The sequence below is a fragment of the Chryseobacterium gleum genome (assembly GCF_900636535.1).
Taxonomy (GTDB): Bacteria; Bacteroidota; Bacteroidia; order Flavobacteriales; family Weeksellaceae; genus Chryseobacterium; species Chryseobacterium gleum.
The window spans coordinates 2,257,796-2,284,781 of the sequence record NZ_LR134289.1; the positions used below are offsets into that span (position 1 = coordinate 2,257,796).

23 protein-coding genes are annotated in these 26,986 nt (G+C 34.4%); 10 read left to right on the forward strand and 13 right to left on the reverse strand.

Features of this window, described 5'->3' with window-relative positions; translation table 11 throughout:
* Window positions 1-13 precede the first annotated feature (13 nt).
* On the reverse strand, window positions 14-526 hold the full coding sequence (locus EL165_RS10310; protein WP_002977402.1) for a thioredoxin family protein: 513 nt from the start codon (window positions 524-526) through the stop codon (window positions 14-16).
* Between the two features lie 80 nt (window positions 527-606).
* Between EL165_RS10310 and EL165_RS10315 the strand changes: the two genes are divergently transcribed.
* The 6 genes from EL165_RS10315 to EL165_RS10340 all read left to right on the forward strand — a co-directional run bounded on the left by EL165_RS10315 (window position 607) and on the right by EL165_RS10340 (window position 5,200).
* Window positions 607-1,182, forward strand: coding sequence for a hypothetical protein (locus EL165_RS10315; protein WP_002977401.1), 576 nt, complete (start codon window positions 607-609; stop codon window positions 1,180-1,182).
* A gap of 44 nt (window positions 1,183-1,226) precedes the next feature.
* A complete protein-coding gene (locus EL165_RS10320; protein ID WP_002977400.1) occupies window positions 1,227-2,018 on the forward strand; it encodes an AraC family transcriptional regulator in 792 nt (263 codons plus the stop codon).
* A 161-nt stretch (window positions 2,019-2,179) separates the two neighbouring features.
* Entirely contained in the window at window positions 2,180-2,605 is a 426-nt protein-coding gene (locus tag EL165_RS10325) for a DoxX family membrane protein (RefSeq protein ID WP_002977399.1), read from the forward strand.
* 12 nt (window positions 2,606-2,617) lie between these two features.
* Window positions 2,618-2,971: a cupin domain-containing protein gene (locus EL165_RS10330; RefSeq protein WP_002977398.1), complete on the forward strand. Its 354-nt coding sequence runs from the start codon at window positions 2,618-2,620 to the stop codon at window positions 2,969-2,971.
* A 415-nt stretch (window positions 2,972-3,386) separates the two neighbouring features.
* Window positions 3,387-4,283 carry a helix-turn-helix domain-containing protein gene (locus tag EL165_RS10335; protein ID WP_232529181.1) on the forward strand — a complete coding sequence of 299 codons (897 nt, stop codon included), beginning with the start codon at window positions 3,387-3,389 and terminating at the stop codon, window positions 4,281-4,283.
* Between the two features lie 83 nt (window positions 4,284-4,366).
* Window positions 4,367-5,200, forward strand: coding sequence for a C10 family peptidase (locus tag EL165_RS10340; protein ID WP_002977396.1), 834 nt, complete (start codon window positions 4,367-4,369; stop codon window positions 5,198-5,200).
* A gap of 46 nt (window positions 5,201-5,246) precedes the next feature.
* Here the strand turns inward: EL165_RS10340 and EL165_RS10345 are convergent, their stop codons facing one another.
* Together EL165_RS10345 and EL165_RS10350 are read right to left on the reverse strand one after the other, a co-directional pair.
* Window positions 5,247-6,389, reverse strand: coding sequence for a cytochrome-c peroxidase (locus EL165_RS10345; protein WP_002977395.1), 1,143 nt, complete (start codon window positions 6,387-6,389; stop codon window positions 5,247-5,249).
* Window positions 6,390-6,500: 111 nt separating this feature from the next.
* On the reverse strand, window positions 6,501-6,944 hold the full coding sequence (locus EL165_RS10350; protein ID WP_041461632.1) for a DUF3291 domain-containing protein: 444 nt from the start codon (window positions 6,942-6,944) through the stop codon (window positions 6,501-6,503).
* A 93-nt stretch (window positions 6,945-7,037) separates the two neighbouring features.
* On the opposite strand from EL165_RS10350, the gene EL165_RS10355 reads away from it, so the two are divergent.
* The 4 genes from EL165_RS10355 to EL165_RS10370 all read left to right on the forward strand — a co-directional run bounded on the left by EL165_RS10355 (window position 7,038) and on the right by EL165_RS10370 (window position 11,244).
* Window positions 7,038-7,400, forward strand: coding sequence for a winged helix-turn-helix transcriptional regulator (locus tag EL165_RS10355; RefSeq protein WP_002977393.1), 363 nt, complete (start codon window positions 7,038-7,040; stop codon window positions 7,398-7,400).
* Window positions 7,401-7,569: 169 nt separating this feature from the next.
* Entirely contained in the window at window positions 7,570-7,857 is a 288-nt protein-coding gene (locus tag EL165_RS10360) for a hypothetical protein (RefSeq protein ID WP_002977392.1), read from the forward strand.
* Window positions 7,858-7,917: 60 nt separating this feature from the next.
* Window positions 7,918-8,640 (forward strand): GLPGLI family protein, encoded by a 723-nt coding sequence (locus tag EL165_RS10365; protein ID WP_002977391.1) that lies wholly within the window; start codon window positions 7,918-7,920, stop codon window positions 8,638-8,640.
* Window positions 8,641-8,676: 36 nt separating this feature from the next.
* Window positions 8,677-11,244: a TonB-dependent receptor gene (locus EL165_RS10370; RefSeq protein WP_002977390.1), complete on the forward strand. Its 2,568-nt coding sequence runs from the start codon at window positions 8,677-8,679 to the stop codon at window positions 11,242-11,244.
* A 420-nt stretch (window positions 11,245-11,664) separates the two neighbouring features.
* Here EL165_RS10370 and EL165_RS10375 read toward each other — a convergent pair whose 3' ends face one another.
* The 10 genes from EL165_RS10375 to EL165_RS10420 all read right to left on the reverse strand — a co-directional run bounded on the left by EL165_RS10375 (window position 11,665) and on the right by EL165_RS10420 (window position 26,932).
* A complete protein-coding gene (locus EL165_RS10375; protein WP_002977387.1) occupies window positions 11,665-12,738 on the reverse strand; it encodes an endonuclease in 1,074 nt (357 codons plus the stop codon).
* Window positions 12,739-13,004: 266 nt separating this feature from the next.
* Complete coding sequence (locus tag EL165_RS10380; RefSeq protein WP_002977383.1) at window positions 13,005-13,802, reverse strand: phosphatase PAP2 family protein; 798 nt, start codon at window positions 13,800-13,802, stop codon at window positions 13,005-13,007.
* Window positions 13,803-13,945: 143 nt separating this feature from the next.
* On the reverse strand, window positions 13,946-16,006 hold the full coding sequence (locus EL165_RS10385) for a heavy metal translocating P-type ATPase (RefSeq protein ID WP_002977380.1): 2,061 nt from the start codon (window positions 16,004-16,006) through the stop codon (window positions 13,946-13,948).
* A 30-nt stretch (window positions 16,007-16,036) separates the two neighbouring features.
* The gene (locus EL165_RS10390) at window positions 16,037-16,489 is read right to left on the reverse strand and encodes an MgtC/SapB family protein (RefSeq protein WP_002977378.1); all 453 of its coding nucleotides are present in this window, start codon (window positions 16,487-16,489) and stop codon (window positions 16,037-16,039) included.
* A gap of 21 nt (window positions 16,490-16,510) precedes the next feature.
* A complete protein-coding gene (locus EL165_RS10395) occupies window positions 16,511-18,469 on the reverse strand; it encodes an LTA synthase family protein (RefSeq protein ID WP_002977376.1) in 1,959 nt (652 codons plus the stop codon).
* 160 nt (window positions 18,470-18,629) lie between these two features.
* Complete coding sequence (locus EL165_RS10400) at window positions 18,630-19,523, reverse strand: cation diffusion facilitator family transporter (protein WP_002977374.1); 894 nt, start codon at window positions 19,521-19,523, stop codon at window positions 18,630-18,632.
* 27 nt (window positions 19,524-19,550) lie between these two features.
* Window positions 19,551-20,429: a bestrophin family protein gene (locus EL165_RS10405; protein ID WP_002977372.1), complete on the reverse strand. Its 879-nt coding sequence runs from the start codon at window positions 20,427-20,429 to the stop codon at window positions 19,551-19,553.
* A 17-nt stretch (window positions 20,430-20,446) separates the two neighbouring features.
* Window positions 20,447-21,211 carry a methyltransferase family protein gene (locus EL165_RS10410; RefSeq protein WP_228370503.1) on the reverse strand — a complete coding sequence of 255 codons (765 nt, stop codon included), beginning with the start codon at window positions 21,209-21,211 and terminating at the stop codon, window positions 20,447-20,449.
* 38 nt (window positions 21,212-21,249) lie between these two features.
* A complete protein-coding gene (locus EL165_RS10415; protein ID WP_002977368.1) occupies window positions 21,250-22,563 on the reverse strand; it encodes an efflux RND transporter periplasmic adaptor subunit in 1,314 nt (437 codons plus the stop codon).
* A gap of 4 nt (window positions 22,564-22,567) precedes the next feature.
* Complete coding sequence (locus EL165_RS10420; RefSeq protein WP_002977367.1) at window positions 22,568-26,932, reverse strand: CusA/CzcA family heavy metal efflux RND transporter; 4,365 nt, start codon at window positions 26,930-26,932, stop codon at window positions 22,568-22,570.
* Window positions 26,933-26,986 lie beyond the last annotated feature (54 nt).

Sequence of the window (26,986 nt, forward strand, 5' to 3'; positions counted from 1 at the left end):
AGACTTATATTCTTTATTTCTTCACAAATACTTTCTCTATTGTCTGAGCTTCTTCTTTATTCAATTTTGAAGATTTTTCAATTTTGGAAATGAAAGTGGCTACTTCTTCCGGTGTTGCCGGTGAGCCCAGATTCTCTCCTTTGGCATCAAAAGAATCCGCCAGAACTTCACCCTTCGGATTGAGAATCAGCCAGAAAGGAAGTCCTGCATTTTCGCCATTATATTTATTCATCAGCTCTTGTCCGCCCGGATTTTCAAGGCTTTTTTTATCTCCTCTTTCCTGCACATCTATATATGCTGTAACAAACCTTTTGTCAAAAATAGGTTTGGTTTCAGGAAGATCCATATTCTTTTCCATCATCTTGCACCATTTGCACCATGAAGCATGGAATATCAGTAAAACATTTTTCTTACCAGCCTTAGCTTCCGTAATAGCTTTATTTACCACAACATCTGCTTTTTCCTGAGCTGTACCCCACTGAAATAACAACAGGGTTACAACGATAATAATTTTTGAATATTTCATTCTGAATTTGTTTAAGTCTACACGAATTTAGGTATTTAATCGTTCAATTATTTTATTTAACTTTAAATAGTTTATAAATAATGAGGAATAAATATTTTTATGGATTTTTAATCACCTTCAGTTGCATAGGGTGTAATGCCCAGATTTCTGATAAGGTAAAAAAACTGGCACAGCCTTTAGACAATATCTCATATGCAGAGTCACCTAATATTGGAGCTGGAGGTGAAGCAAGCAAGATTTATAATCAATTTAAAAAAGTTGCTAAGATAGCAAGTAATGATGAGCTCTACTATTATGCGATGAGTGGCAGCAATGCTTTAAGGGTTTATGCTGGTCAGGAATTATTTAAAAGAAATGATAAAAGATTCATAGAGGTTTATTCATTCTATTCTGACAATCCTTTAATCATGAAGTACACTCTAGGGTGCGTCGGAGAAAATAAAAATATTTCAGAGTTTTTGAAAGATGAAGTATATTCAGCTCAGGATTATATTTCATTGCGGGATCAGTTATTAAAAAATAAAGATAAGCAAGATGAAATATCAAAATTACAATTAAGCCAAATCAAGGATCATGGCTATGGCAAACTTACGGAAGAAAATGTAAATTCAATAAAAAAGCAGTTAGAAAAAATTGATAACGAAAAATCAAAATAAAATTTATCCGTTCAAGTTATATTCAACTTTTAACAGATCAAACAATGATTGAAATAAGAAAATACTCCAACCAGCCAGGATATCCTGAACCGCGACGGGTCATCAGATATACCTTATTCTGGTGCAGTCAGGGAAGTGCTGAAATCCTGATTGACGAAAATACTTTCACCCTGAAGACCGGTCAGACTGTAACCATTACATCAGGACAGTTTCATCAGCTAAAATCCGTTGAAGGAGAACTTACAGCTTTGGAATTTACCCTGGATTTTTTCTGTAAAAGTGACAGTGATATTGAGCTTATTTTCCACAACGGACTCTTCTGTCATTTCGGAATGAATGAAATGATCACTGTACGACATCCTTCATTTTTTACTGAAACCCTGAATACTATTGAAAAAGAGATTCAGGAACAGCCTTACCAATATCTGATCTCAACCCACTCATTGGTTGAATTGCTTCTGGTAGAAATCAACCGCAGTAAAATTGCCAATGGTGATGAAATCTGGAAACCGGATGCTTTATTCTTAAAATTCCTTGAAAGCGTAAGGGATCATTTTAAAAACAATTATCAGGTCTCTGATTTTGCTGATCTTTTAGGAACAACTGAAGCCAAGCTAAATGAGGTTTCAAAGCTTCACACCAATAAAACCGCACAGAATGTGATCTACAGCCTTACCATTTCTGAAGCCAAAAGACTTTTGATGTATGAAAAACTGACCGTAAAAGAAATTGCCTACCAACTTGGCTTTAATGATCCTTTTTATTTTTCGAATTTCTTTAAAAAACATACTTCACGCTCTCCCAAAGACTATCAGAAAACAGTAAAGGAAATTTAAAGCTACCATGGAGGTTTTTATCCCTTATAAAAAATTAACAGCTTTACAATAACTTCCAACTTCCTTCTCAAATATTACATGCTTTTCCCGGAATTGTCTATTCTTTCGGCAACGGCTTTTGCTGAACTTTGTACTGTAATTAAAACCAAAAAATTATACGTATGAAAACGCAACAGGATATGGCCGTTTTTCTATTAAGAATAGCTTTAGCTTTTGGATTTTTATCTGCAGTGGCAAGCAGACTTAATCTTTGGGGAGCCAAGTCTTCCGGCTGGAAAAAATTTGTAGAGTATACTGCTGAAACGAATTCGTTTTTACCTCAATCCTGGGCACCTGCTATTGCCGTATTGTCTACTACAGCTGAACTTTCAATAGGAATTCTTCTCCTTCTGGGATATCAGGTGAAAAAAACAGCTTTGTGCGCTTCTATTCTTACTTTATTATTCGCTGTTGCTATGAGTATTTCTTATGGCATTAAAGAACCTCTGGATTATTCGGTTTTTGCATTCAGTGCCGGAGCATTTCTATTGAGTACTTTTTCCAGATACGTATGGAGCTTAGATCAGTTTAACATCAATAACAATTAAAATTTATAAATCATGAACACCAACATCCACGATTACATCGTAAAAACAGAGCAGAAAGAATGGCAGCCTCTAATTGAAAAAGGAATTCATTATGAAGGTATTTTTGTAAAATCTTTAAAATTTGATCCTGAAAAAAACCGCTCCACCAGCATTCTTTTAAAATTTGAACCTGGAGCCAGCTATCCTTATCACAATCACCCTGCCGGAGAAGAACTTTTTATCATGGAAGGCAATGCCGATATTGCAGGCGCCCGGCTTGAAAAAGGAGATTACCTGTATACTCCGCCTAATTTTAAACATTCTGTGAAATCCGAACAAGGCTGTACCATTCTTTTTGTGGTCCCGGAAGAAGTGGAAATTCTTTAAGACAATAACAAAACCACAGTAACTTTTACTGTGGTTTTTTATAATTTTAAATAAAATATGTGTATACAATTTTCATTACTATGTAATCATCGAAGTCTGTATATTAGCAGGATATTATTTATAGTCTTCTATAGATGACTGGAACCTTTACTATTTTTGATACAGTTGTTATCATGGGTGTCATACAGGGAATAGCTGCGGCAATAGCTACCGGGCTTTATTCATCTCATACACCGGGTAAAAAATATTATCCGCTATATTGATTATCCTTGCTTTTCTGAATATTAAAATATTATTGCATACATTGGGATTGTGGCAATACGCCGGTCTTCATTATTTTCCTCTGGCAATCGATACCCTTATCCAACCTTTATTTTATTTGTATACCTGCTCCCTCACAGAAAAAAACTTTTCATTGAAACGCAGACAATGGCTGCATTTTGCTCCTGCTTTGGTATTTCAGTTTCATGCGGTAATTGTATATATTATCAGTCTTATGCAGCCTTATGTACAAGCAATGGATTTTATCGCTGAAAAGTACCTGTTTTATAATGCTTTAAAGTGGATGGAAGACGTTTTTGCCCTTTGCTCTGCTGTCATTTACTGGTACTTAAGTTTTCAGAAGATACAAAAATACAGGCAATGGCTTTTTACCAGCCAATCTGCAACTCAGTACCAGGAGCTTACATGGCTTCGGAATCTTCTTATCGGAACCGGAATACTCGTCCTTGTGCTGCTTTTATCTTCTGTATCCTCAAATATTTTACAGCTTGACAATTCATTTCTCTATCTGAAAATATTTTATGGATACCTTACCCTGCTGATTTATTTTCTATCTTTTCAGGGATACCGCAATATGCTGACCGCTGAAGTACAAATCATCCGGATTCCAGACGATAAAATTCATCAGGTCCAAACTGAACAGCCTAAGGTTACAGATACCAACATAAAAATTCCTGTTAACAAAGAAAATGTTTCTGCTATTCAATCAGCATTATCGGAACTTATGGAAAAAGAGCTTGCTTTTATGGAACCAGAATTAAACCTGAAGGATATAGCAAAAAGGATTGGATTTCCTGAAGGCCAGGTTTCTGCTGCCATTAATGCTCAATTTAATATGAATTTCAGAAGCTGGGTAAACAGCTATCGGGTGGAAGAGGTAAAGAAAAGACTGAACAATCCGGAATACAGACATCTCAGCCTTACAGGTATTGCTTTTGAATGCGGCTTTAACTCTGAAGCCAGTTTCTATAGAATTTTCAGGAAACATACCGGACTTTCTCCCAAAACATATCTGCAATCTGTAAAATGACAGTATTTTAATTACTCTCAAAACCTGTTTTGAGTGGGCTAGGGTTTCCAGATAGTGTTTATTTGTTGCATAAAATTTTACTTATGAAGCTTATCAACTTACTATCCGTTATCTTTTTACTGGCTGGGAATAGTAGCTATTCTCAGATTAGCGAGAATCAGGTCCCTGCACAAAGACCTCTTGCAATTGAAGCTCCTTTCCTATTGGAAACCAACTGGGATCAATGGGGAATATATGCAAAATACGCCCCTGAAAAACAAGTATTGGGATGCTGGAGTACTGCATTGGCACAAATCCTTTATTATCATCACTTAAAACCATATGGTACAGTTTCCTACAGCTGTTCCAAAGGATATGTCATTAAAGAGGATTTATCGGATTATTCCCCGGAATGGAAGAATTTTGCAGCGGATATCGGTGATAAAAGCAAGCCTGAAACTATAGACGCCGTATCCTATTATTCTTATCTTACCGCTATAGCTGTCCGAAAGGATTTCGGAACTTCTAAATACCTGGAAATGATCAATCCTGCTCCTCAAGTCGAAAAACATTTTGCATGTAAAGCTATTTTTTATGGAAGTTTTACCGGTGAAGTTCCTTTTTCACAGGAGCATATGATGCACATTGCTGAAAAAGAGGATATCAAACATTTAATTGATAGAGACAGCATCATTGTATTGATTAAAAAAGAGATCGGTCAGAAAAGACCTGTTTATTTTCACATGGGGAACTTTACTACCTATGGACATTCGACAGTCATAGACGGATTTCTGGAAAAAAATAATATCTTTTATGTACACATTAATTACGGTGCGGGAGGTTTCCGTACAGGCTGGTATGATTTATTCCGACCCATTGACGTAGAAGATGATATCCGTTTGCGTGCTTTTGTTACTATAGAGCCAATACAGAAATAATTCAGATAATGATTTTAATAAAAAACTCTTCCAGTCGGAAGAGTTTTTATGACTTAGGCAGCACCGGAGGGTGCATTTTGTATTTGTAACTGTTCAGAGTTTTCAAAAATGCTACGATATCAAAAACTTCGTCATCTGTCAGATTCAGCTTTTGTATCATTCCTGACTTGTGGGGAAATTTAGAATCATTAAGCTGGCTTTCTTTTGGAATTTCTTTTATCATTCCCGCATTGTACGTCATAACAACGTTCGCCAGTTCAGGGAAAAGTCCGTTATGCATGTAAGGTTTGTTATGAGAAACTTCTCTCAACGCAGGTGTTTTGAATTTTCCTATATCTTCATTTTTTTTAGTCACTAAATATCTTCCAAGATCTTCATATTGCATTCCATAATAAGTTAACCCAAGATTGTGAAATTTTTGATCAGAGAAGTACGGTGTATTGTGACAATTGATACAATTTGCTTTGGTCCGAAATAAATGAAGACCGTTGATTTCAGAATCTGTTAAAGCATCTTTCTTCCCTGTAACAAATTGATCAAATTTTGAAGGCGGACTTACCAGAGAACGTTCGAATGTAGCAATAGCCTTTGTAATTTTCTCCTCTGTCACTTCGCCATTTCCAAAAGCTTTCACAAAATAAGGTTTATATTCATCAATCTTACTGATGTTTTTTGCTGCCATCGACATATGAAGATTCATCTCTACCGGGTTTTCAATAGGTGCTTTCACCTGCTCTTCCAGAGTTGCGGCACGGCCATCCCAAAAGAATGATTTGGCATATCCTATGTTGATCAAAGAAGGTGCATTTCTGGTCCCGGCCTGCTTATTGTGCCCAATAGAAACCCTGCTTCCGTCTGACCATCCTGTTTCCGGATTATGGCAGCTTGCACAGGAAATTTGTCCGCTTCCTGACAATCTCGGATCAAAAAATAACATTTTTCCCAGTTCCATTTTATCTTCAGAATAGGGATTATCTTCAGGAAAACTCATCTCAGGCAAAGGCCCGATATCCTGAAAACCTTCTTTAGCTTCATCAAATAAATGAGGAACCGGCCACTTACTCTGATCTCCGCTGCTGTACAATGTACGAAGCTCTTCCACAGTATATCCTGTAGGGTCATTAGAAGTATAACTTAGTAAGCATATGATTCCGGCAAGTGCCAGAAAAGCAATATATCTTTCTTTCATTTATTTCAATAAAATACTGAACTGTACAAAGATAGCTTTATTAACATGCTGATTGCAAAAGTTTTCACCACTACCCTGTAAAAATATCAGATAAAAGGTCTTACATTACAGCTATAATGTCTGAAAAACATTCTGAAAGTTAAATGCATAGGAAGTGGGACCATGCTGCTGTAAATATTCTAAGCGCTTCAATGCTTCTTCTATATCCGGATATTCATCATTTTTAATCCACCACAGTGCATAGTAAGCTTTTCCATATTTTTGAAACCATTCTTTTCTTCTTCTCAGAAACTCAACGTGAAATGTTTTATAAGTAAAATGTTCAAGCGATTCTATATTTCTCCATACGGATAAATTGATGATAACCTGCTCATCGTTTAATGGATTAAAGCTTGTAGCATTGTTTTCTTCATCTTTTAGTCTCCATATAAATCCATCACTTTCCTCTGCTAACTGGTTTACCGAATCAAGATGGTTTACAAACTCTTCCATTATGGGATCTTCAATGTTGGCTCCGATCATTCTGGCAACATTAATTTGTGCTAACTTGTACATTTTTCTATTTTTATTATTCTGATTAATATTGTGTAAAAATAAATTTTGCACGATTAGCATGAAATAACTATCCATATAGATACTATTAAAAAAATGAAAAAAGAATGTGAGACGTCTTATATCAATGTTGATGAAAAATCTTATCCATGTGCTGTAAGTTTTGTGATGGATCTTATTGGGGGAAGATGGAAAGGAGTTATTCTCTGCCACTTAAAAAATGGAGATAAAAGGTTTGGTGAGCTCAAAAAAGAGCTTTCTTTTATTACAGAAACAACTTTAAGTATTCAGTTGAGGCAATTGGAAAGAGATCAGCTGATAACACGAACGGTATTTGGAACAAAGCCTCCGGTAAAAGTTGTATATAGTCTTTCAGATTTGGGTCTTTCATTTATTCCATTATTAAATCATATCAATGATTGGGGTAAAATGATTCTGGAAGATAAAAAAGATATATAAACTGTAGCCCTACTCAAAGCAGGATTAATAAAATTCCATCAAATTCCAAAAAAGTTATCATATTATCTACCTGAATATTAGATTTAACATAATAAAATCATTCATTATCCATTAGAGTTAATTGAAAAATAATTCTATATTTGTTATGTAATAATAAAATTAATAATCCATGAAAAAAATTTTAATTGCGGCACTATTTGTTGCCGGAACCACTTTAGTTTTCGCTAAAGACGATGTACAAAAACATGAAGTAAAAACTACTACAACAAAAGTTGAGCAGAATTCAACATCACCTCAACTTGATTCCAATGAAAAACCACAAAGTTTTGTCGCAGAATGTAAAGATGTTACGATTGCTACTACAAAAGTAGATGGAGAAACAGTAATCATTTCAACGTGTGAAACTACTTATCCTTGTGAAAGTGGAGGAACAAATGTTTATGTAGTTAACGTGTAATTACACTCATCTATAAATAGACAAGAGGCTTATAGTCTCTTGTCTATTAAAAATAATTTCATGAAAAAACATTTTATAATTTTCGTACTGATCTTGTCCTCATTCATCTACGGCCAACAATCCATACAAGTTACTTACGAAACCATTAATAAGCCTAAAATCAATTATAATGGTTTTACCCTTTCACAAAATCAAAAAGAAGAAATTGAAAGACAGGTTTTGCAGAACGCCAAAAAGCCTGAAAAATATGTATTGTATTATGATGATGGCAACAGCTTCTTTGAAAGAGATCCGAATGAAAAATTATCTCCAAGAGAACAAAAAACAGAATTTTTCCGCTTAAGCAATAAAAAAGGTTATTATCGTTTACGTGATTATATTGTAGAAGAGTTTTATGGCTATTATCCTGTGGATGATGTAAGCATTGAATATACTGATGAAAAGCAGACCATTGAAAATTATAACTGCAAAGCAGCACTCTACAAAAATGGAGATATCGTAAGCAAAGTTTGGTACACCGAAGACATTCCTGTTTCTGCAGGACCTTACGATTATTATAATGTACCCGGTTTGATTCTTAAAGTAGAGTCTCCCAATATCTTATGTTATGCGGTAAACATTTCAAAAAAAGTGGATAAAAAAGAGGTAAAAATGATGGATTCGGCTTTAAAAGTATATGAAGGTGATGAATTAAAACGAAAAATTGCTGAAGGCAGAGAGAAAATGATAGGCAGTAGTCAGAAGAAGGCTGAAGAATTGATGAAAACTATACAAAATAAATAACAAGATGATTGATTTTGTTTTTGCCTGCAATTAAAAATGAAGTATCTATTTACGGTTTTTTTTCTTTTTTTCAGTTTAGTTTCTTTCGCTCAGGAAATTTTAATAAACACTGTAAATAAAGAAAAAGAAAATCTTGATCATATCAACGTACAACTTTTAAGAAACAATAAAACAATAAATTTTAAAACTACAAACGAAAATGGTGTTTGTAGTTTTGTTATTCCGGAAAAAGCTGTTTATACATTAAAGTTTACCTCTTTGCTGTACAAAACAAAACTGGTAGAGATTAATACATCACAAAAAACTACTTTTCAGATCACTTTAGAACAACAGATCACCGAAATACAAGACGTTAAAATAAAAGCACGTCCAAAAATTTCGTTTGCAAAAGGAGATACCATTTCTTACAACATAAAAGCCATAAAAGACGGAACAGAAAGAACTGTAGAAGATCTGATCAAAAAATTACCCGGACTGGACATCAATGAGAATGGTAAAGTTACCAATAATGGAAATGTGATAGGGCAGGTTTTGGTTGATGGTAATGAATTATTCGGAAAGAATCATAAAATGTCTACTCAGAATATTTCTGCGGATATGATTGAAGGGATTGATTTTTGGAAGAATTATACAACAATTAACGGAAATCAATCTACTGCAATTAATCTAAAGATTAAAAACGAGTATAAAGGAAGGATTACAGGAAATGCCGAAGCCAGTTATGGAAATAAAAACAGCTACCTGCTACACTCTAATGTATTTAAATTCAGTAAATCCGGTAATTTAGCATTCATTACAGATGCCAATTCTATTGCTAAAGATCCTGTAAGTATGACGGATTTCTATGAAATGAACAGGCAGGAAGAAGCAAGTAATACAAACGATGCTCCAGATGTAGATATTCCCACTTTTTTAAACAACGATGGAAAAGTAAAATCAAAAGATAATCTATTCGGGGCGCTGCAGTATTCAAAATTGGGAAAAAATTTGTCCGTAACTGCATTTTCTGTTTTTGACGCTTCAAGATTAGAGAAACTTTCAACTCTTAACAGGATAGCATTCCCAGAACAACCTTCAACCTATAATTTTTTCGAAAACCGTTCAGAAAAAAACAAAGGATATTTTGGAACCACTCACGTTAAAGTAAAAAAAACGTTTCCGGATGACAGTTTTTTATATTATAGTTTTGGATACAATCCCTCAGAAGACAATTTTAATCAAAGCATAAACAGAAATACCTTTCTTAAAAACAGTATTTTTGATATTGAAAATACTGTTAAAAATACAACGTTTGGGAATTTTCTTTCCTGGAATAAAAGTTTTAACCGTTCCAAAATGATCTTTGCTTTTTCTCAACAGCAAAATAATTACAGGTCGTTGTTACATGTAAATTCTACTGAGAATATTTTTCAAAATTCCCTTAATAGTTTATCGCAAAGTTTAGCTACTGATTCTAAAAAATACACTTTGACTTTTTCTCTTCAAAACAGCTTCAAGTTTGTTACCGCCAACTTTCGGTCAGGGTTTTCTGTCAAAGATGAAAATGCTATATTATCAGAAGCTTTTAGTAACAAATCCGAAGCAAAAAATTTAAAAACCCACCATTATTTTAATGAAATTTTCACTCAGAAAAGCATTGGGAGTTTTGACTTATCAGGAACACTGAGCTCCCATTTTATCAATTTTAATCAGGTGGAAAAGCATTATTTTGAAAAGAACCTGAAGGTACAATACAAACTACGTTTAAAAGCAAGTATGGTTTTCAGTTTAGAATATTTAAATCAATATAAATCTCCGGAATTTACTCAACTATTATATGATGAAAATTACAATCGGAATTTATCATACATGCGAAATGGTTCATTACGCCCTGAAGATCTGGCCAATACAAATACTTTTAAATTCAATTTCATTCGTTTCAATTTGTCCAGAGGGAATTATTTTTTCTCAATGCTGATGTATGAAAAAGCAAATTCTAATTTTTCATCTGATGTATCTAATTTTGGTATGATATCGGAAACCCTCAATATTCCTGGCAATCTGAATGATCGTTGGTTTTTCATTGCATCTGATGACAGGAGAATCGGAAGTTTTCTCTTTTTAAAATCTAAATTTACAGGATCATATAGCCGTATCAATAATTTTGTTAATCATATTCCCAATCAAACCCATTTGAAAAATTTTCAATTAGGACAAAAACTGGTAACAAATTTTAAGGAGATCCCTGTACAATTTGACTTGGGATATACATTTACTCAAACAGTATTTAAGCAAAGTCTTTTTAATACATCTTCAAGTCAGCAGAATGTAAAATTATCTTTAGGACTTAGAACAAATATTAAAAAAGAATGGATTGGAAGTTTTCTTGGGGAATATCTCATCCAGAAAACACCACAGAATATAGTAAAAAATTGTCTTTTAGGAGGACAGATTTCATACAGAAAAGAAAATTCGGCACTGGAATATAATATCACAATGAATAATATATTAAATCTCAATTCATTCAATTATATCAATAGCTCTGTTTCTCTTTTAGGAACCGACGAGACCTCAGTAATGGCTTTGCATGGTTATATTACAGGAGGATTGAAATATTATTTTTAGTTTGATCTGGTTTATTATTTTCTTTCAAAAAACTTCAGTTCTGCCGTCTGACCATTTAATATAATCGCTTTCGGAAAGGTTTTAAAGGAAATTTTATGATAACATAGGTTCTATGTATAAATAAAAAAGTCCAAAAATAAAAATCGCTGTAAACATTACATTTACAGCGATTTATTTATTATTAATTGTTATTTAAACAATCATTATTTTACTTCTTCTAATATAATAACTACTATAAATCAAATAGTTATATTTTTATGGTACAAATATGGTACAAAAAAGTTATTCTTTATTTATGTATTAAATATTTACACATAAAAACCTTCTCAACTAATGGGAGATATTATAATTTACAATCTAACCAATATTATAATTTTTTTGACTTAGAACAGTATTTTATAAATAATCTTTTTTATTGATTTATTTTATAATAAACTTTGTATTCAGATCGCCAGTTTTCAAAATATAAATACCCTTAGGAAGATCTGTAAGAATAATTGTATTATCTTTTTGAAATGGATTTTCAATTGTCTGTACTAATTGACCAGTCATATTATAAATCAAAGCAATTTTATATTGTCCTAGATTTTTTCCGCCTAACACATAAATCTTATTATCTTTTACGGGATTAGGAACGATCACAAGACTTTTTGACAAATCTACATCTGCAACTCCCATATAAGCACCCCAAATTAAAGCGACGAACTCAGGACGATCGATGTATGGATTTCTATTACCTTGGTAAGTGAATGCCGCATTATTTCTTGCTATCTCAAAAGGAGAAACAGGATCTAAATTATTCCACTCGAGTAATTGTTTTAATTCCCATGTCTGTAAGCCAGGGTAGGCTGTACTACCTAATATGTTTCCGCTGCTGAAACCTGATAGCTGCGTCTCGTATCTGGTTACAAAATATAATATCATTCTGGCAATATCACCTTTAAACTCATCAATTGGTTCAAAAACAGTCCCCGCATAACCTGCAGATACTGAACTTCCCAGTTTAGAACCGTTTAGTGATGTAAATGAGGTTGATCCTACTTTTCCAAAAGGATAATTTGATCGCATTCCGTTGACTTTTCCGTCAGTAGGTGTAACAAAATGGACATCAGATCTCATCGGTAAATTCTGATTAAATAAACTTTGCGGTACGACATGTTCTCGGTTGTAACAGTCTCCTTCAACACTATAATTTCCACATTGTTTGACTCCATGATTATAAATATATGGATCTGTTCCTGTCGGATTTTCAGAATACATATCCATTACAGTTCCATCATTTTCGTAGAAATAATCCCTATCTGTGCTTTGAAAAGCTGTCAGCAAATTGCCATAGCCATTATCTTGGTGGCCGTTGGTAATGATAGTTTTCAACTTTGACTTTAAAGAAGCTCCTGATAATCCCGCAGTGCCATCATAATAGTTTGACGGAGCCTGTCCATAAACAGAATTTAATACAAGGCTTACCAAAAGAGTTAGTACAAGTTTTTTCATTTTGATTTAAATAAAGGGTTAATATTATGGTTTAAAAAATTTGTTGATAATTTGTCATTTTCCGTCATTATGAGTGTGTGTTTTTTCCGAAGGATGCGAATGAATCTTAACATATTTGATATTAAAATTGTATACCTGATGAATTACCAAAAGGAGCATAAAAAGAAGCCAGCCAACAATAAAAAAAAGATCTTGAGAAGTAAGCCTGTGCTTACCTCTTCGAATAATTTTTCTTCTAAAACGTCGTTTAAATCCCATGTTCTAAATTAGAAGGTTATCTGATAATTAATCCCAAAAGTATTGCTATGACCATTCTTTTGATAAAGAGGGGCAAGCATAGAGACAGATTTTTTGTTTTTATTAGCTGATAAAAACATATTGATTTTCGGAAATAGCCAATAAGCTAATTCGGTTGAAAGTATTCCTACCCCAGCGCCCGCTACTACATCTGTTACCCAGTGTTTGTTATTAATAACTCTGTAAACACTTGTGAATATTGCAAATGGATATCCTGATAAACTGAGCCAATAATTACTGTCTCTATATTCTCTATACATAAACTGCGCTGTTGAAAAAGCAATTGCTGCATGCCCAGACGGAAAAGACATATTGTTGGATTTATCTGGGCGTTCTTCTCCAATTAAATATTTTGAAGGTATTACGATTGCTGTCGATATTAGCTGCGATGTTGCAAGAATAATTGTTCTTTCTCTTAAATTATGCTTGCCTTTCAAACCTGAAATATTAAATCCATAAACCATCACGGCAGGTATGAATTGGGTATAATTATCCAATGTAGAATTATGAAGATTATGGTCTTTTACTTCTTTTCGTACTCCTGCATCAAATTCTTTCATTTTAGGAATAGCGAAACTCATCGCTCCTATGGATATTAAACTTGTAGGGGCTATAAGTCTCTTATAACTAAAATTATTTTCAGGTTTTTGGACAGCAATCGTATCCCCAATTTTTTCACTTACTGTTAAGCTATCCTGTGCTAAAGCCAAATTGCATACTAGCATAAAAAAAAGAACTGGAATCTTATTTATAATATTGATTATCATTGCATTAATTGAAAAATTAGAGTAAATAGTTTTGTTGAATATTTTCAATAAACAACCTGTTCTCGGTTTGAGAACTTTATTTTAATTGATATTTGTTGGAACTTTTCTTAAGTGATTAGTGAAATTAGAATGCTATGTTATTTTTATTTGAAATTCATTCGTTGGATGCGTACAGCATTTAGAATTGCAATCAATGCAACACCTACATCTGCAAAAACAGCTTCCCACATTGTTGCCAATCCTCCGGCTCCAAGAATTAAAACAATTGCTTTGACCACAAATGCTAAAATGATGTTCTGCCAGACAATTCTTTTAGTTTTTTTGCCAATGTTAATAGCCATTGGTATTTTTGAAGGTTTATCATCTTGAATCACGACATCAGCAGTCTCAATGGTCGCATCACTCCCTAAGCCGCCCATGGCAATACCGACATCACTTAAAGCAACCACTGGGGCATCATTAACACCGTCACCAACAAATGCAACGCTCTCATTTTTGGATTTTATTTCTTTCACCTTGTTCACTTTATCCTCAGGAAGAAGGTCACCGAAAGCGTTGTCAATTCCTATTTGTTCTGCGACATATTTTACAACGCTTGTTTTGTCACCACTAAGCATTGTTGCCTTTACATTTAAATTATGTAACAGTTCTAAAGTTTTTTTAGCATCGTCTTTAATACTATCAGCGATAGTTATGTAGCCTGCAAATTTTTTATCATAAGCAATTGCAATAACGGTGTAAACAATTTTTGAAGGATCAACATCATATTGAATATTGAACTTATCCATAAGCTTGAAATTCCCTACGAGTATATCCTTACCGTTGATTACAGCTTTAAGACCATGACCTGCAATTTCCTCAGAATTCTCAACATTAATTGATGTATCCAAATCGCCAACATATTCGTGGATAGCAGTTGCCACAGGATGGGTACTCTTGCTCTCTACAACATTAACCATCTTAAGGATTTCATTTTTATCAAATTCTGATTTAATATCGACTTCCTGAACTTTAAATACTCCTTCCGTCATAGTACCGGTTTTATCCATCACAACATTTTTTATTTCGGCAATCTTATCTAGAAAATTACTGCCTTTAAATAAAATTCCGTTTCGACTTGCTGCACCAATACCTCCAAAATACCCTAAAGGAATTGAAATGACTAAAGCACAAGGACAAGAAATTACCAGAAAGATCAAAGCTCTGTATAACCAATCTCTAAAAATATAATTATCGACAAAAAAATATGGAATAAGACATATCAGTACTGCTAACACAACAACAATCGGAGTATAAACTCTTGCAAATCTTCTTATAAACAGCTCCGTAGGTGCCTTCTGCGCAGTCGCATTTTGAACCAATTCTAAAATCTTACTGAGTTTACTGTCCTCATAAGCTGTATTGATTTTTACCAAAGCAACACTATTCATATTAATCATCCCTGCAAGAACAGTCTCTCCTTTATTTTTTGTATCAGGTTTACTTTCGCCGGTTAGTGCTGCCGTATTAAAAGATGCTGAATCTGAAATAAGCTCTCCATCCAAAGCAAGTTTTTCTCCAGGTTTTAACTGTATGGTTTGCCCTATCTCTGCATTGGAAGCTTTAATAGTTTTTGTTTCGTTATTTTCAATAATTGTCACCTCATCCGGTCTTTGATCAAGAAGAGCTTTAATATTACTTTTTGCTCTTGTTACTGCTAGTGTTTGAAAAACTTCCCCTACAGCATAAAATAACATAACAGCTACACCTTCAGGATATTCACCAATTATAAAAGCTCCTATAGTTGCGATACTCATCAAAAAGAATTCAGAGAAAACATCACCATCCTTAATGCTTTCAAAAGCTTCTTTTAAAACAGGAAGCCCGACAGGGGCATAAGCTGCTGCATACCAAACAATACGAATCCAATCTTTAAACCAGTCTGGTTTAAAATAATTATCTAACGCAATTCCCAACAGAAGCAATAACAATGAAACTATTGCGGGAAGGAACATCTGAAAAGTACTCTTATCACTATTGTCATGATCGTGGTTATGTCCATCGTCATCGGAATGATGCTGTACTTCTTTCTTTACATTTGTTGAACAACAGCCATTATCCTCAACAATGAGTTTTTTGGCTCCTGCATCCTTATAAATCTTGCCTTCCTGAGGCGTACAGCAAAGCTGGTTACCTTGCTCATCGTAAGTGTGTTGATGTTTCATAGAAGTATATTTTAAGTGATTTTTAATTTTTTATTTTAAATTTTTACTTTGCTCCTTCTTTGCAATCCAGTTTTTATACCATTTGAATTTATTCAGGCTTAATACAAAAAGGGTGAGAACAGTTGCTAAAAATGACAATAAAAACATATTTAAGGCAAGAGCCGCTCCAATAGCTGACGCTGCCCATAGTGCTGTAGATGTTGTTAATCCCTGCATATTGCTTGATTTATCTTTTAATGCTAATCCAGCACTTATAAATCCAAGTCCTGCCGGAATTGCTGCAAGCATTCTGGCTATCGCTGATTTATCATCTGTAAGATGAGAGGCAACCGCAACAAAAAGACAAGATGCCAAGCAAAGAATAGCAAACGTTCGTATACCGGCATCTTTATGAGCTGCTTCTCTTTCATAACCTATAATGCTGCCGAATAATATAGATAGCAGCAATTTGCCTGAAAGAATAAGTTCAAATTTTATATCCATGTTGTATCTAACATTACTTGATTATTTTTGTTTCAAACCTTGATTTTTATAGAGATAATATGCAGTTTGATAATTTGCGACAGCCTTGTTAATATACTGATCAGAAAAAATCTTTGGTATCTGTTGATTTTGCGTTTTATTATATAAATAAGCTTCCACTTTCTGCTGAGGGCTCAATATCACAAGTTTATCGTTTTCCATATATCCCAACTTTTGATAGGTACTTACAAAAATTCTAGGAATATAATTGTCGCTCAAAACATTCTTACCATAAAGGTTACTTCTGTAGTTCCATCCCATTAAATCAAATAAAGTTGGATAAAGATCAATTTGTGAACACATTTTTTCAATTTTTAAAGAGTTTTGGTTCGGAAGATTTATAATCATTGCTGGGATATGATATTTGGAAATATCAATTTCATTTTTACCTGCGCTACTTGCGCAGTGATCAGCTACAATCACAAATACTGTATTTTTAAACCACGGCTTACTTCTAGCTTTTTTAAAGAATTGTCCGATAGCATAATCTGTATATTTTATTGCACCTTCCCTACCCGAACCGGATGGTATATCAATTTTGCCATCAGGATATGTAAACGGACGGTGATTGGAAGTGGTCATCACAAAATCATAAAAAGATTTTCCTTGTTTATATTTCTGGTCTGCCTGTTTAATCACTTGATTGTATAAATCTTCGTCACAAATCCCCCATGCATTTTCAAACGTAATTTCTTTCTGGTTGATCGGCGTCCTCAATGCCTGATAGTTTTCTTTTGCCAAAGGATTTCTCTTCTTATCTATAATATCATATCCGTTATTTCCAAAATATTTATTCATATTATCAAAATATCCATCTCCTCCATAAATAAATGTGTTATCGTAACCTTGTGCACTAAAAATTGAGCCTATAGTTGTAAGATGATCATTATCTTCTCTTCTGACAATACTGTTGCCTGGCGTTGGTGGGACAGCTAACGACAAAGCCTCCATTCCACGCACTGTTCTGGTTCCTGTAGCATACATTTGTGAGAATAAAATGCCACCGCCGGCTAAAGAATCTAAATTTGGAGTAAGCCCTTGTTTATTCCCGAAAGTACCCATAAAGTCCGCGCTGAAACTTTCCATTGTTATCATTATAACATTTGGCTTTATAAGATTTTGTTTGCTGGATATTTTTCGTTCTATAGAAAGGTTATTTGAGAAAAATCTTTGATTATCGTTCAAATCAGTTCTAACTATTTTAAAAGCGCTTTCGTTATCAATTAGTTTGTAAAAATGATCGTAATTGATTTCATTGTTTTTATAGGCGGAGAAAAACGAATAAATTCCTGCCTTAGAAATTTCATTTTGATAACGATTGACACTTTTATCTGCTAAACTATTACTGATAAACAAAGAGTATATTATGGTAAGGCAGAAAAATCCTAAAAAAACAATTAGTCTAACCGAAAATTTATGTTGTCCGTTAAATGAAAAAAAGAATATTTTGCTTTTGTAAAACAAAATAAATATTAAGGTCATAAGCAGAAGTATCGATGATATCAAAACGGGTAAAGGGTAAGACTCATTTATGTTATTAATAACTTCGTAAGTATATACCAAATAATCTACAGCAATAAAATTAAATCGGCTCTCAAACTCCTGCCAAAATGTAACCTCGGCAAAAAATGAAAATAAATGTATAAGAAGAAAAATAATAAAAGTGCTGTAGGTAATAATTTTATTGAATAAAGACCTTATGTATTTCTGAGGAAAAATCAATAGATAAAAACTGTATGGTAGCAGAAAGAATAATCCAACTCCAAAGTCAAACAAAAATCCCAGAAGAAAAATTTTCATTATAGGTAACAGAGATAAATCAGCCTTTTGAAAACTGACTGCTAAAAATCCAAATCGGAGAAGTAAAGACGATACCAGATAAAATAAAAAAGAATAAACCAGTAATGTGTAATTGCCCCAATAGTTTTGTTTTAATTTCATATATCTAAATATTTGAAATGATTAATTGCGTAAAAAAATACGTAAGTATGTAATTCATCTTGAATAGACCCAGATTTTTATAATTCATAGTCTATTTGATGTTTTAGAAATTTTCCCATTTACTTATTTCATCTATTAATGCAAGATGGCACAACTGCTATTATAGATGAACCTCCCCCTCTTGGTGCCCTTCAGTTTCAATTTGGAATGTAGTATGGCTAATTTTAAATTCAGAGGTGGCTTTATCTGACAAATTTTTCAAAAGTTTATTGAGATCTTCCTGATGGTCGGCTACTACGTGGGAACTCATCGCATTAACGCCGGAAGTCAATGACCAAACGTGGAGATCATGAAGTTTAATAACTCCTTTTACAGATTCCAAAGAATTTCTAAGCTCTTCTATATTGACATCTTTTGGAGTTCCTTCTAATAAAACATTCACAGCTTCTTTCAAGAGCTTCCAGGTTCTCGGAAATATTAATAACCCTATCACAGCGGAAATAAGGGGATCAGCATAATACCATCCTGTCGTCAACATAATAACTCCGGCAATCATTACTCCTACTGAGGTAAGCGCGTCAGAAAGAACCTCAAAGTAGGCACCCTTCATATTTAGGCTTTCACCTGAATCTTTTCTAATAATCATGATTCCGATAATATTCACCAGCAAGCCTATTCCGGCAACGATCATCATAGCTGTGCTCTGTACTTCAGGGGGATTTTTGAACCTTTGCCATGCTTCAAACAATACATATACAGAAATTCCCAACAGAACTACCGCATTGATTACTGCCGCCAGAATTTCTGTTCGGTAATAGCCGAATGTTTTCTGTGCATCGGCTTTTCTTTCACCAATTTTGATTGCTATAAAAGCAAGGAATAATCCGACCACATCAGTAAGCATATGAGCTGCATCGGCAAGTAGCGCAAGACTTTTAGTAGCTAAACCGCCAATAACTTCGGCAATCATATAAGTGCCACTTAAACATAAGACAATTAAAAGATTTCTTTTATGTTTTGCAGAAGCCGAAATATTTTTATTCTGATCGTTCATAACACTAAGATTTGTATTAGATTAAGCCTACATTTCATAATAGCTTGTACTCACTTCTTTAACTGGTACATTCTTCTCTCCGATCATTTGCAAAAGATTGATTTCAATTGTTTTTGCTAATGATGTCATTGGAGTATCTACCGGTGTATTTTCAAAGGGGTCCTGCATTATGATTGCTGTTTTCTCAATAGCTATAAAAATCACAGGTACAATAATTGTCGTGGCAATCTCAACACCAAGTTGTGAGTCTTCCAGTCCAAATGGCAGAAGAAATGCAAAAACGTAAATCAATGTATGCAGCAAAATGCTGTAGGCACGAGGGAAAACAGTATTTTTTAAACGCTCACATTTTCCCATACTGTCACAAAACCTGATGACCATATCGTTCATCTGTACCAATTTGTATTCAGATAAATTCTCCTGTTCTGCCAATTTCCTAAGGTGATCAGAATGTTTATCTAAAAGGGCATTGGGAATATTTAAAGCATTGATGTTTTGCGATTCTAAGTATTCTCTTACTCTTATTGAAAAAGGTACTTTTCTTAAACTTTCTCCTAAAGCATTCAGCCAGATGATATGTCGTTCTGCAAACTCAGATGTATCGTTTTCTGAGTTAGGGAAAAATTGTTTTATTAATCTCATAAATGATCTTGAATCATTCACAATAGCGCCCCAAACGGTTCTTGCTTCCCACCATCTTTCATAAGATTGTGCAGTCCTGAATGCTAAAAGTAAAGAGACAGCAGTTCCTAAAAGTGCAGGAATACTCAATGGTATGGTAATTTTTTTCAAAAAATCAATGTCGTCTAAAAAGCCTATTAGAAAAGCAAAGCTGACAATCAAAACGATCTGAAATTTAATCTGTTTAACAAAATACCAAACCGAAATTCTTTTGTTTAAAAGCATAATTGAGGATTTTTTAATTATTGACTAAATTTATTTTGCAACATTGTTTTACGTTTTTTTATTACTTTTAAAATAATGTATAGAATCATAGTAAGAATACAGCCTACAATAAAAATCATATTATAATGCGTATGTCTTAGGATAATTTCTCCGGTAATTTCAAAAACAGTAAAAATCAGAAACATGGCAAAAAGTCCGTTTTTTTCTTTTAATAGAACTTTTTTTAAACTGAAGCTAAGATGAGTATTTCTGAAAAGGTATAAATTCGGTATAAAAACCGGTACTTTATCAGCCCACTTAGTATATTGCTCTCCAAATTTTCTTTCTAAAAATTGCTCTTCAGCAAAAACAATCCTTTCATAATAGACCCAATAAAAAAACACAAATGAAATTACAAACCACAGATTTTCAGTAAACATCGCAAGCCCAAGCCACATAAAAAAATTACCTAAGTACAATGGATTTCTGGTTGTACTGTAAATACCTGTAGTGTTTAATTCATCTGCAACCTGCCCTGCTTTTGTATTTCTTCCTGAAGTATTATGCGGAGTAAAACCAACAGTATACACTCTTATAATCAAACCTAAAATGCTTACAGCTAAACAAAGCATCTCAAAGAAAAGTGAACAATCATTATCGTTTTTCAGCAAAACATTTTGGATAAAAACTCCTAAGCCAAGCGCCAGAACGATAATCGGCAAAAAACTTCTGTATCTGAACAGCCAATTTCCCTGGGTTTCTAATTCTTGTTTTAAAGGCATAACTAATATTTTTAAAATCAAGTGAAATCAAGATAGGATTTCACTTGATTATTGATTAATTAATGTCCGTGGTCTCCTGCATTAGAAAGCTTAGCATTCACGAAGAATGCGCCTTTTACCACAATTTTTGCATCAGGTGCAATTGCACTCACAGGCGTAATCGCTGTGTAACCCATATCTGAAGTCCCTTTTACCACTTCAATTTTTTCAAAATTCATTTTCTTAGCCTGCTCCTTTGCATGGTTTCCTGCTTCGGTTTCATTTTTGTGACCGTGTTCCGCCTCTCCTTCATCATGCCCGTGACCATGATCGTCATCTCCTTTTTCTTCAGCGTGCTCTTCCACTTTTTTAGAAGTTTGTACAAATACATAGAATTTACCATCGGCTTCTACAATAGCTTCATTTGGAACGGCGGGAGTTTGTGAATTTCCAAGGCTTACATTTCCTGTAATATTCATTCCGTCAATCAAGCCAGCTTTGTTCCCGGTAACCATTGCATGAACTGAAATCGTTTTACTTTCATTTTCAAAAGATGATCCGATGCTGTACACTTTTGCATTAAAGGTTTCTTCCGGATTGTTGGTGAGCTTAAACTGCACAATCTGACCAACTTTCATTTTGGGAAGATCTCTTTCAAAGACTTGTAAATCCAAATGAATTGAGCTGTTATCGATGATCTCCAAAACCGGTGACGATACATCAACATAACTTCCTATCTGTGCATTAATCGTACTAACTGTTCCGCTGATTGGCGATGTAATGACCAAGCCTGATCTTAGGTTTCCATTGCTTACTTTCCCAGGACTGATTCCCATTAGCTGTAATTGTCTTTGTAACGATGATCTCTGGGTTCTTAAACTTTTTAGCTCCGCATCAGAACTTTGCAGATTCTTTTTTGCTCCGGCATCATTGTCAAAAAGCTCCTTTTGCCTTCTGAATTCCTGCTCTGCATAAGTTATTCTGCTGTTAATAGTCAGATATTGTTCCTGTAACTGAATGTATTCAGGGTTACTGATTGTAGCAATAACCTGTCCCTGTCTTACATAATCTCCTATCTGAACGGTTAATGTCTTAATGACACCTCCATACAGTGAAGTGACCGTTGCCTTTCTGTTATTGGGTACACGAAGAACACCATTTGCCTTAATAGTTGAGGCTAAATCTTTCATTTCTAAAGTTCCAAGACTGATTCCTACAGATTTCATCTGTTCTTCAGTCAGTTCCGCAATAGTTTGCGGAGCTTCTTCGTGACTTTCTTCTGCCTGTTCTGTTTTTGGTTTCTCTTCTCCTTCTGCCGGAGCATCTTTTTTTCCACAGCTGACCGCTAGAATAGAAATTAAGGCTAGAGATACAATGCTATATTTGATTTTCATTTGTCTATTTATTGATGATTGAATTAATGATAACTACAGATTCGTTGACCTGTTGAATAGATTCCAGGTATTTAAGCTGAATATTGGTGGAAGTCTGCAGTGCAAAAAGATATTCTACATAAGAAATTTCTCCTGTTTTATAACCTAATTGTCCTGCTTTGGCAATTTTCTCAGCATTTGGAATCGCTTGATTAACGTAGTAGTCATACTGATTAACATTTTGCTGATATTGATTAAATGCATTTTGCAATTGCGCTTCAAGCTGCTTTTGCTGGAATTTTGCATTTGATTCTGCCATTTGTCTCTGATATTCATAAGACTGGATTCTTGCTTTCGTAGCTCCAAATGTCAAAGGAATAGAAACACCAATTGTTGCCGAATGAAACCTGTTTCCTCCATTGAAATACTGATCCATCCCGTTGATGGTTTGAAATCCTATCAATGACTGATTAGTATATCCGATGGTAAAGTCAGGAAGTCCCAAAGATTTTTCAACTTTCTTATTTTTTTCCGCAATCTGCATTTCCTGATAAAAAGCTTTTACGGTAGGATGCTGTGCAATGGCACTGCTGTCTAAAACATATTGTGCTTGTAGCGGATGATAGTTCTGATCAAATGGAACTGAAATATCCTCTTCAATATTTAGCAATGTTTTTAAATTTTTATAGGCATTGGTAAGATAAACCTCATTCTGTTTAAGCAATAAGTTGATTTCCCCTCTCTGTGTTTCAGCTGTATTGATTTCAATTTTTTTAATATCTCCGGCTTTAAACCTAACCGTTGCAACTCTGATAAAGTCATTGTATAAACTATCCAGATTGCTAAGCTTGGATTTATTAAATTGTAAATACTCAATTTGATAATAATACGTTCGAACCTGTTTCGCTAATTCATTCATAGAAACTTCCCTGTTGATTTGCTTTCCTTTAATCTGTTCCGCAATCAACTCTTTTCTTGCTTTGAACAAAGTTGGAAATGGAATCGTTTGGGAGATCGAAAATGATTGGTCAAATTTCTTAGAGTTATACTGCCCCAATTGAGCATCCACATTCATTTTCGGGAGCTCTTTGGACGTTGGAATCAATGCCTGTGTAGCTTTAATATCCAGATCTCTCGATCGGATTGATTGATTATTCTCAATAGCAGTACGTGTAGCTTCTTCGACTGTTATGGTTCTTCCCTGTTGTGCACTAAAAGTCTGTCCTAAAAATAAAAATCCTAAAACCACAATGGCGGTTACCGATTTGTTATTGATCTTTTTTAAATTAATCTTGGTATTAAAAATAATATACAACATTGGTAAGACAAATAATGTTAAGAAAGTCGCCGTAACCAAACCTCCGATAACAACTGTCGCCAAAGGTTTTTGCACTTCAGCTCCTGCACCTGTAGAAATAGCCATCGGTAAAAATCCTAATGAAGCTACTGTTGCAGTCATTAAAACAGGTCTTAATCTTGTTTTTGTACCTTCCATTACTCTTTTCAGAATATTGGTCTCGCCTTCCTTTTCCAATTGATTAAATGTTCCAATCAATACAATTCCATTCAAAACGGCAACACCAAATAAAGCAATAAAGCCAATTCCGGCACTGATACTGAATGGCATATCTCTCAATAATAATGCGAATACACCACCAATCGCACTCATAGGAATAGCCGTAAAAATTAAAGTGGCTTGCTTAAATGAATTAAATGTAAAATAAAGCAGCATAAAGATTAAGAATAGCGATACTGGAACTGCAATCATTAATCTCTTACTTGCTGCCTGAAGATTCTCAAATTGACCTCCATAGGTAAAATAATATCCTGCAGGAAGTTTTACTTCTTTATCGAGCTTTGATTGTATGTCCTTAACTACACTTTCAACATCACGGTCTTTCACATTGAAACCTATTACAATCCTTCTTTTTCCCGCTTCGCGGCTGATTTGGGCAGGCCCTAATTTGTAACTAATATTAGCAACCTGGGCGAGTGGAATTTGCGTTCCAGAGGCAGTAGAAATCATTAGATTACTAACATCGTCAATATTTGTTCTGTGTAAACTGTCTAATCTTACAACCAGATCGAACCTCCTTTCATTTTCAAAAACCTGACCTGCTGATTTACCTGCAAAAGCTGTACTTACTGCATTATTAACGTCTTCAATGTTTAATCCGTAATTGGCCATTCTGGTTCTGTCATACTCTACGTTAATCTGAGGGAGTCCGCTTACACGCTCAATTTGGGGAGATGTAGAACCTTTAACAGACTGTATTACCTTAGCAGTCTTATCAGCATAAATTGCCAGAGAATCTAAGTTTTCACCAAAAATTTTAACTGCAACATCTTGTCTAATACCTGTCATTAACTCATTGAAACGCATTTGGATAGGTTGGTTCTTTTCAAAGAAAACTCCAGGAATCACTTCTAATTTCTCTGAGATTTCATCAGCGAGTTCGTCATACGTTTTCTTTGTTTTCCATTCTTTCTGAGGTTTCAAGATAACCATCATATCAGTAGCTTCCGGTGGCATTGGGTCGGTAGGTACTTCAGCAGCGCCAGTTTTACCAACAACCATTTTTACCTCATCAAACTGTTTTATAATTCTTGAAGCCTGCATTGAAGTTTCAATACTTTGATTTAAGGAACTTCCTTGTGGAAGGATACAGTGGAATGCAAAATCGCCTTCCTGCAACTGAGGTATAAATTCACCACCCATTCTCCCAAAAACAAATATTGCTACAGCAAAGAGAGCTACGGTTCCTCCAACCAGCCAATATTTTATTTTTAATGCTTTTTCCAATAAAGGCTGATAAACTTTCTGAATTCTGTTCATCATTTTATCAGAGAAATTTTCTTTGTGGCTCATCTTTTTTGATAAGAATAAAGCACTCATCATCGGAATATAAGTCAATGATAAAATCAGAGCGCCCAAAATAGCAAATCCCACAGTTTTAGCCATAGGCGTAAACATTTTACCTTCTACTCCCACCAATGTTAAAATCGGAATGTATACAATTAGAATAATGATTTCTCCAAATGCTGCACTACTTCTGATTTTGGATGCAGAAAGAAAAACTTCTTCATCCATTTCTGCTTGGGTAAGCATTTTTTTTGATTTATTCAAGCCTAAATGATGTAAGGTAGCTTCCACAATAATAACTGCCCCATCAACAATAAGCCCGAAATCAATCGCTCCTAAACTCATCAGGTTAGCACTCACACCAAACACATTCATCATTCCTAATGCAAACAGTAATGATAATGGAATAGCTGATGCTACAATTAAACCTGCTCTTAAATTACCCAAGAAGATAACAAGTACGAAGATGACAATGAGTGCACCTTCAATTAGGTTTTTTTCTACTGTGTCGATTGCTCTTCCAACCAGGTCGGTTCTATCTAAATAAGGTTCAATTACAACGTCTGCAGGAAGAGATTTTTGTATAACTGGTATCTTTTCTTTAATTCTGTTCACCACTTCATTACTGTTGGCTCCCTTTAGCATCATAACAACACCTCCCACAGCATCGACCTGACCATTAAAAGTCATTGCACCATATCTCACAGCACTTCCCAGACGCACTTCAGCAACATCTTTTATGAAGATTGGAACACTGCCCGTATTATTTTTAACTACAATGTTCCCTGCGTCTTCTAAAGATGTTACCAAACCGATTCCACGGATAAAATATGCATTTGGCTTTTTATCAATATAAGCACCTCCTGTATTCTGATTATTTTTTTCGAGAGCGGTAAAAATATCAGATATACTTACGCCCATCGCTCTTAATCTGTCTGGATTTACAGCGACCTCGTATTGTTTTAACTGACCGCCAAAACTGTTGATCTCTGCAACTCCAGGTGTTCCATTAAGCTGTCTTCGCACAATCCAGTCCTGCATTGTTCGCAGTTCTTTAGCATCATACTTTTTCTCACTGCCTTTTTTGGGATGCAGGATATATTGATAAACTTCTCCAAGTCCAGTACTAACAGGGGCAAGTTCAGGAGTTCCAACACCTTGGGGAATTTCTTCTTCTGCTTGTTTTAATTTTTCAGTAACCAGTTGGCGAGCAAAATAAATATCTACCTCTTCTTTAAAAACAACTGTAATCACTGATAGACCGAATCTAGAAATACTCCTAGTTTCCTCAATATCTGGTACATTTGCGATACTTTGTTCAATTGGGAAGGTAACAAGTTGTTCTACTTCCTGTCCAGCAAGTGTGGGACATACTGTGATGATCTGCACCTGATTATTGGTAATATCCGGTGTAGCATCAATTGGCAGTTTGGTTGCGCTCCAAACTCCCCAAATAATCAATAACAAGGTCATGATACCAATGACAATCTTGTTCTTGATACTAAATCTTATGATTTTATCTAACATTGAATTTAATTTTTATTGGATTGCCCAAAGTTAAAATCAGTATAAAACTGAATT

Coding starts and splice junctions, on each gene's coding strand:
- EL165_RS10375 (WP_002977387.1), bottom strand. CDS start 12,738: ATGAAAAAACTTGTACTAACTCTTTTGGTAAGCCTTGTATTAAATTCT.
- EL165_RS10340 (WP_002977396.1), top strand. CDS start 4,367: ATGAAGCTTATCAACTTACTATCCGTTATCTTTTTACTGGCTGGGAAT.
- EL165_RS10325 (WP_002977399.1), top strand. CDS start 2,180: ATGAAAACGCAACAGGATATGGCCGTTTTTCTATTAAGAATAGCTTTA.
- EL165_RS10360 (WP_002977392.1), top strand. CDS start 7,570: ATGAAAAAAATTTTAATTGCGGCACTATTTGTTGCCGGAACCACTTTA.
- EL165_RS10385 (WP_002977380.1), bottom strand. CDS start 16,006: ATGAAACATCAACACACTTACGATGAGCAAGGTAACCAGCTTTGCTGT.
- EL165_RS10310 (WP_002977402.1), bottom strand. CDS start 526: ATGAAATATTCAAAAATTATTATCGTTGTAACCCTGTTGTTATTTCAG.
- EL165_RS10330 (WP_002977398.1), top strand. CDS start 2,618: ATGAACACCAACATCCACGATTACATCGTAAAAACAGAGCAGAAAGAA.
- EL165_RS10315 (WP_002977401.1), top strand. CDS start 607: ATGAGGAATAAATATTTTTATGGATTTTTAATCACCTTCAGTTGCATA.
- EL165_RS10355 (WP_002977393.1), top strand. CDS start 7,038: ATGAAAAAAGAATGTGAGACGTCTTATATCAATGTTGATGAAAAATCT.
- EL165_RS10370 (WP_002977390.1), top strand. CDS start 8,677: ATGAAGTATCTATTTACGGTTTTTTTTCTTTTTTTCAGTTTAGTTTCT.
- EL165_RS10395 (WP_002977376.1), bottom strand. CDS start 18,469: ATGAAATTAAAACAAAACTATTGGGGCAATTACACATTACTGGTTTAT.
- EL165_RS10420 (WP_002977367.1), bottom strand. CDS start 26,932: ATGTTAGATAAAATCATAAGATTTAGTATCAAGAACAAGATTGTCATT.
- EL165_RS10415 (WP_002977368.1), bottom strand. CDS start 22,563: ATGAAAATCAAATATAGCATTGTATCTCTAGCCTTAATTTCTATTCTA.
- EL165_RS10390 (WP_002977378.1), bottom strand. CDS start 16,489: ATGGATATAAAATTTGAACTTATTCTTTCAGGCAAATTGCTGCTATCT.
- EL165_RS10345 (WP_002977395.1), bottom strand. CDS start 6,389: ATGAAAGAAAGATATATTGCTTTTCTGGCACTTGCCGGAATCATATGC.
- EL165_RS10400 (WP_002977374.1), bottom strand. CDS start 19,523: ATGAACGATCAGAATAAAAATATTTCGGCTTCTGCAAAACATAAAAGA.
- EL165_RS10350 (WP_041461632.1), bottom strand. CDS start 6,944: ATGTACAAGTTAGCACAAATTAATGTTGCCAGAATGATCGGAGCCAAC.
- EL165_RS10365 (WP_002977391.1), top strand. CDS start 7,918: ATGAAAAAACATTTTATAATTTTCGTACTGATCTTGTCCTCATTCATC.
- EL165_RS10320 (WP_002977400.1), top strand. CDS start 1,227: ATGATTGAAATAAGAAAATACTCCAACCAGCCAGGATATCCTGAACCG.
- EL165_RS10380 (WP_002977383.1), bottom strand. CDS start 13,802: ATGATAATCAATATTATAAATAAGATTCCAGTTCTTTTTTTTATGCTA.
- EL165_RS10405 (WP_002977372.1), bottom strand. CDS start 20,429: ATGCTTTTAAACAAAAGAATTTCGGTTTGGTATTTTGTTAAACAGATT.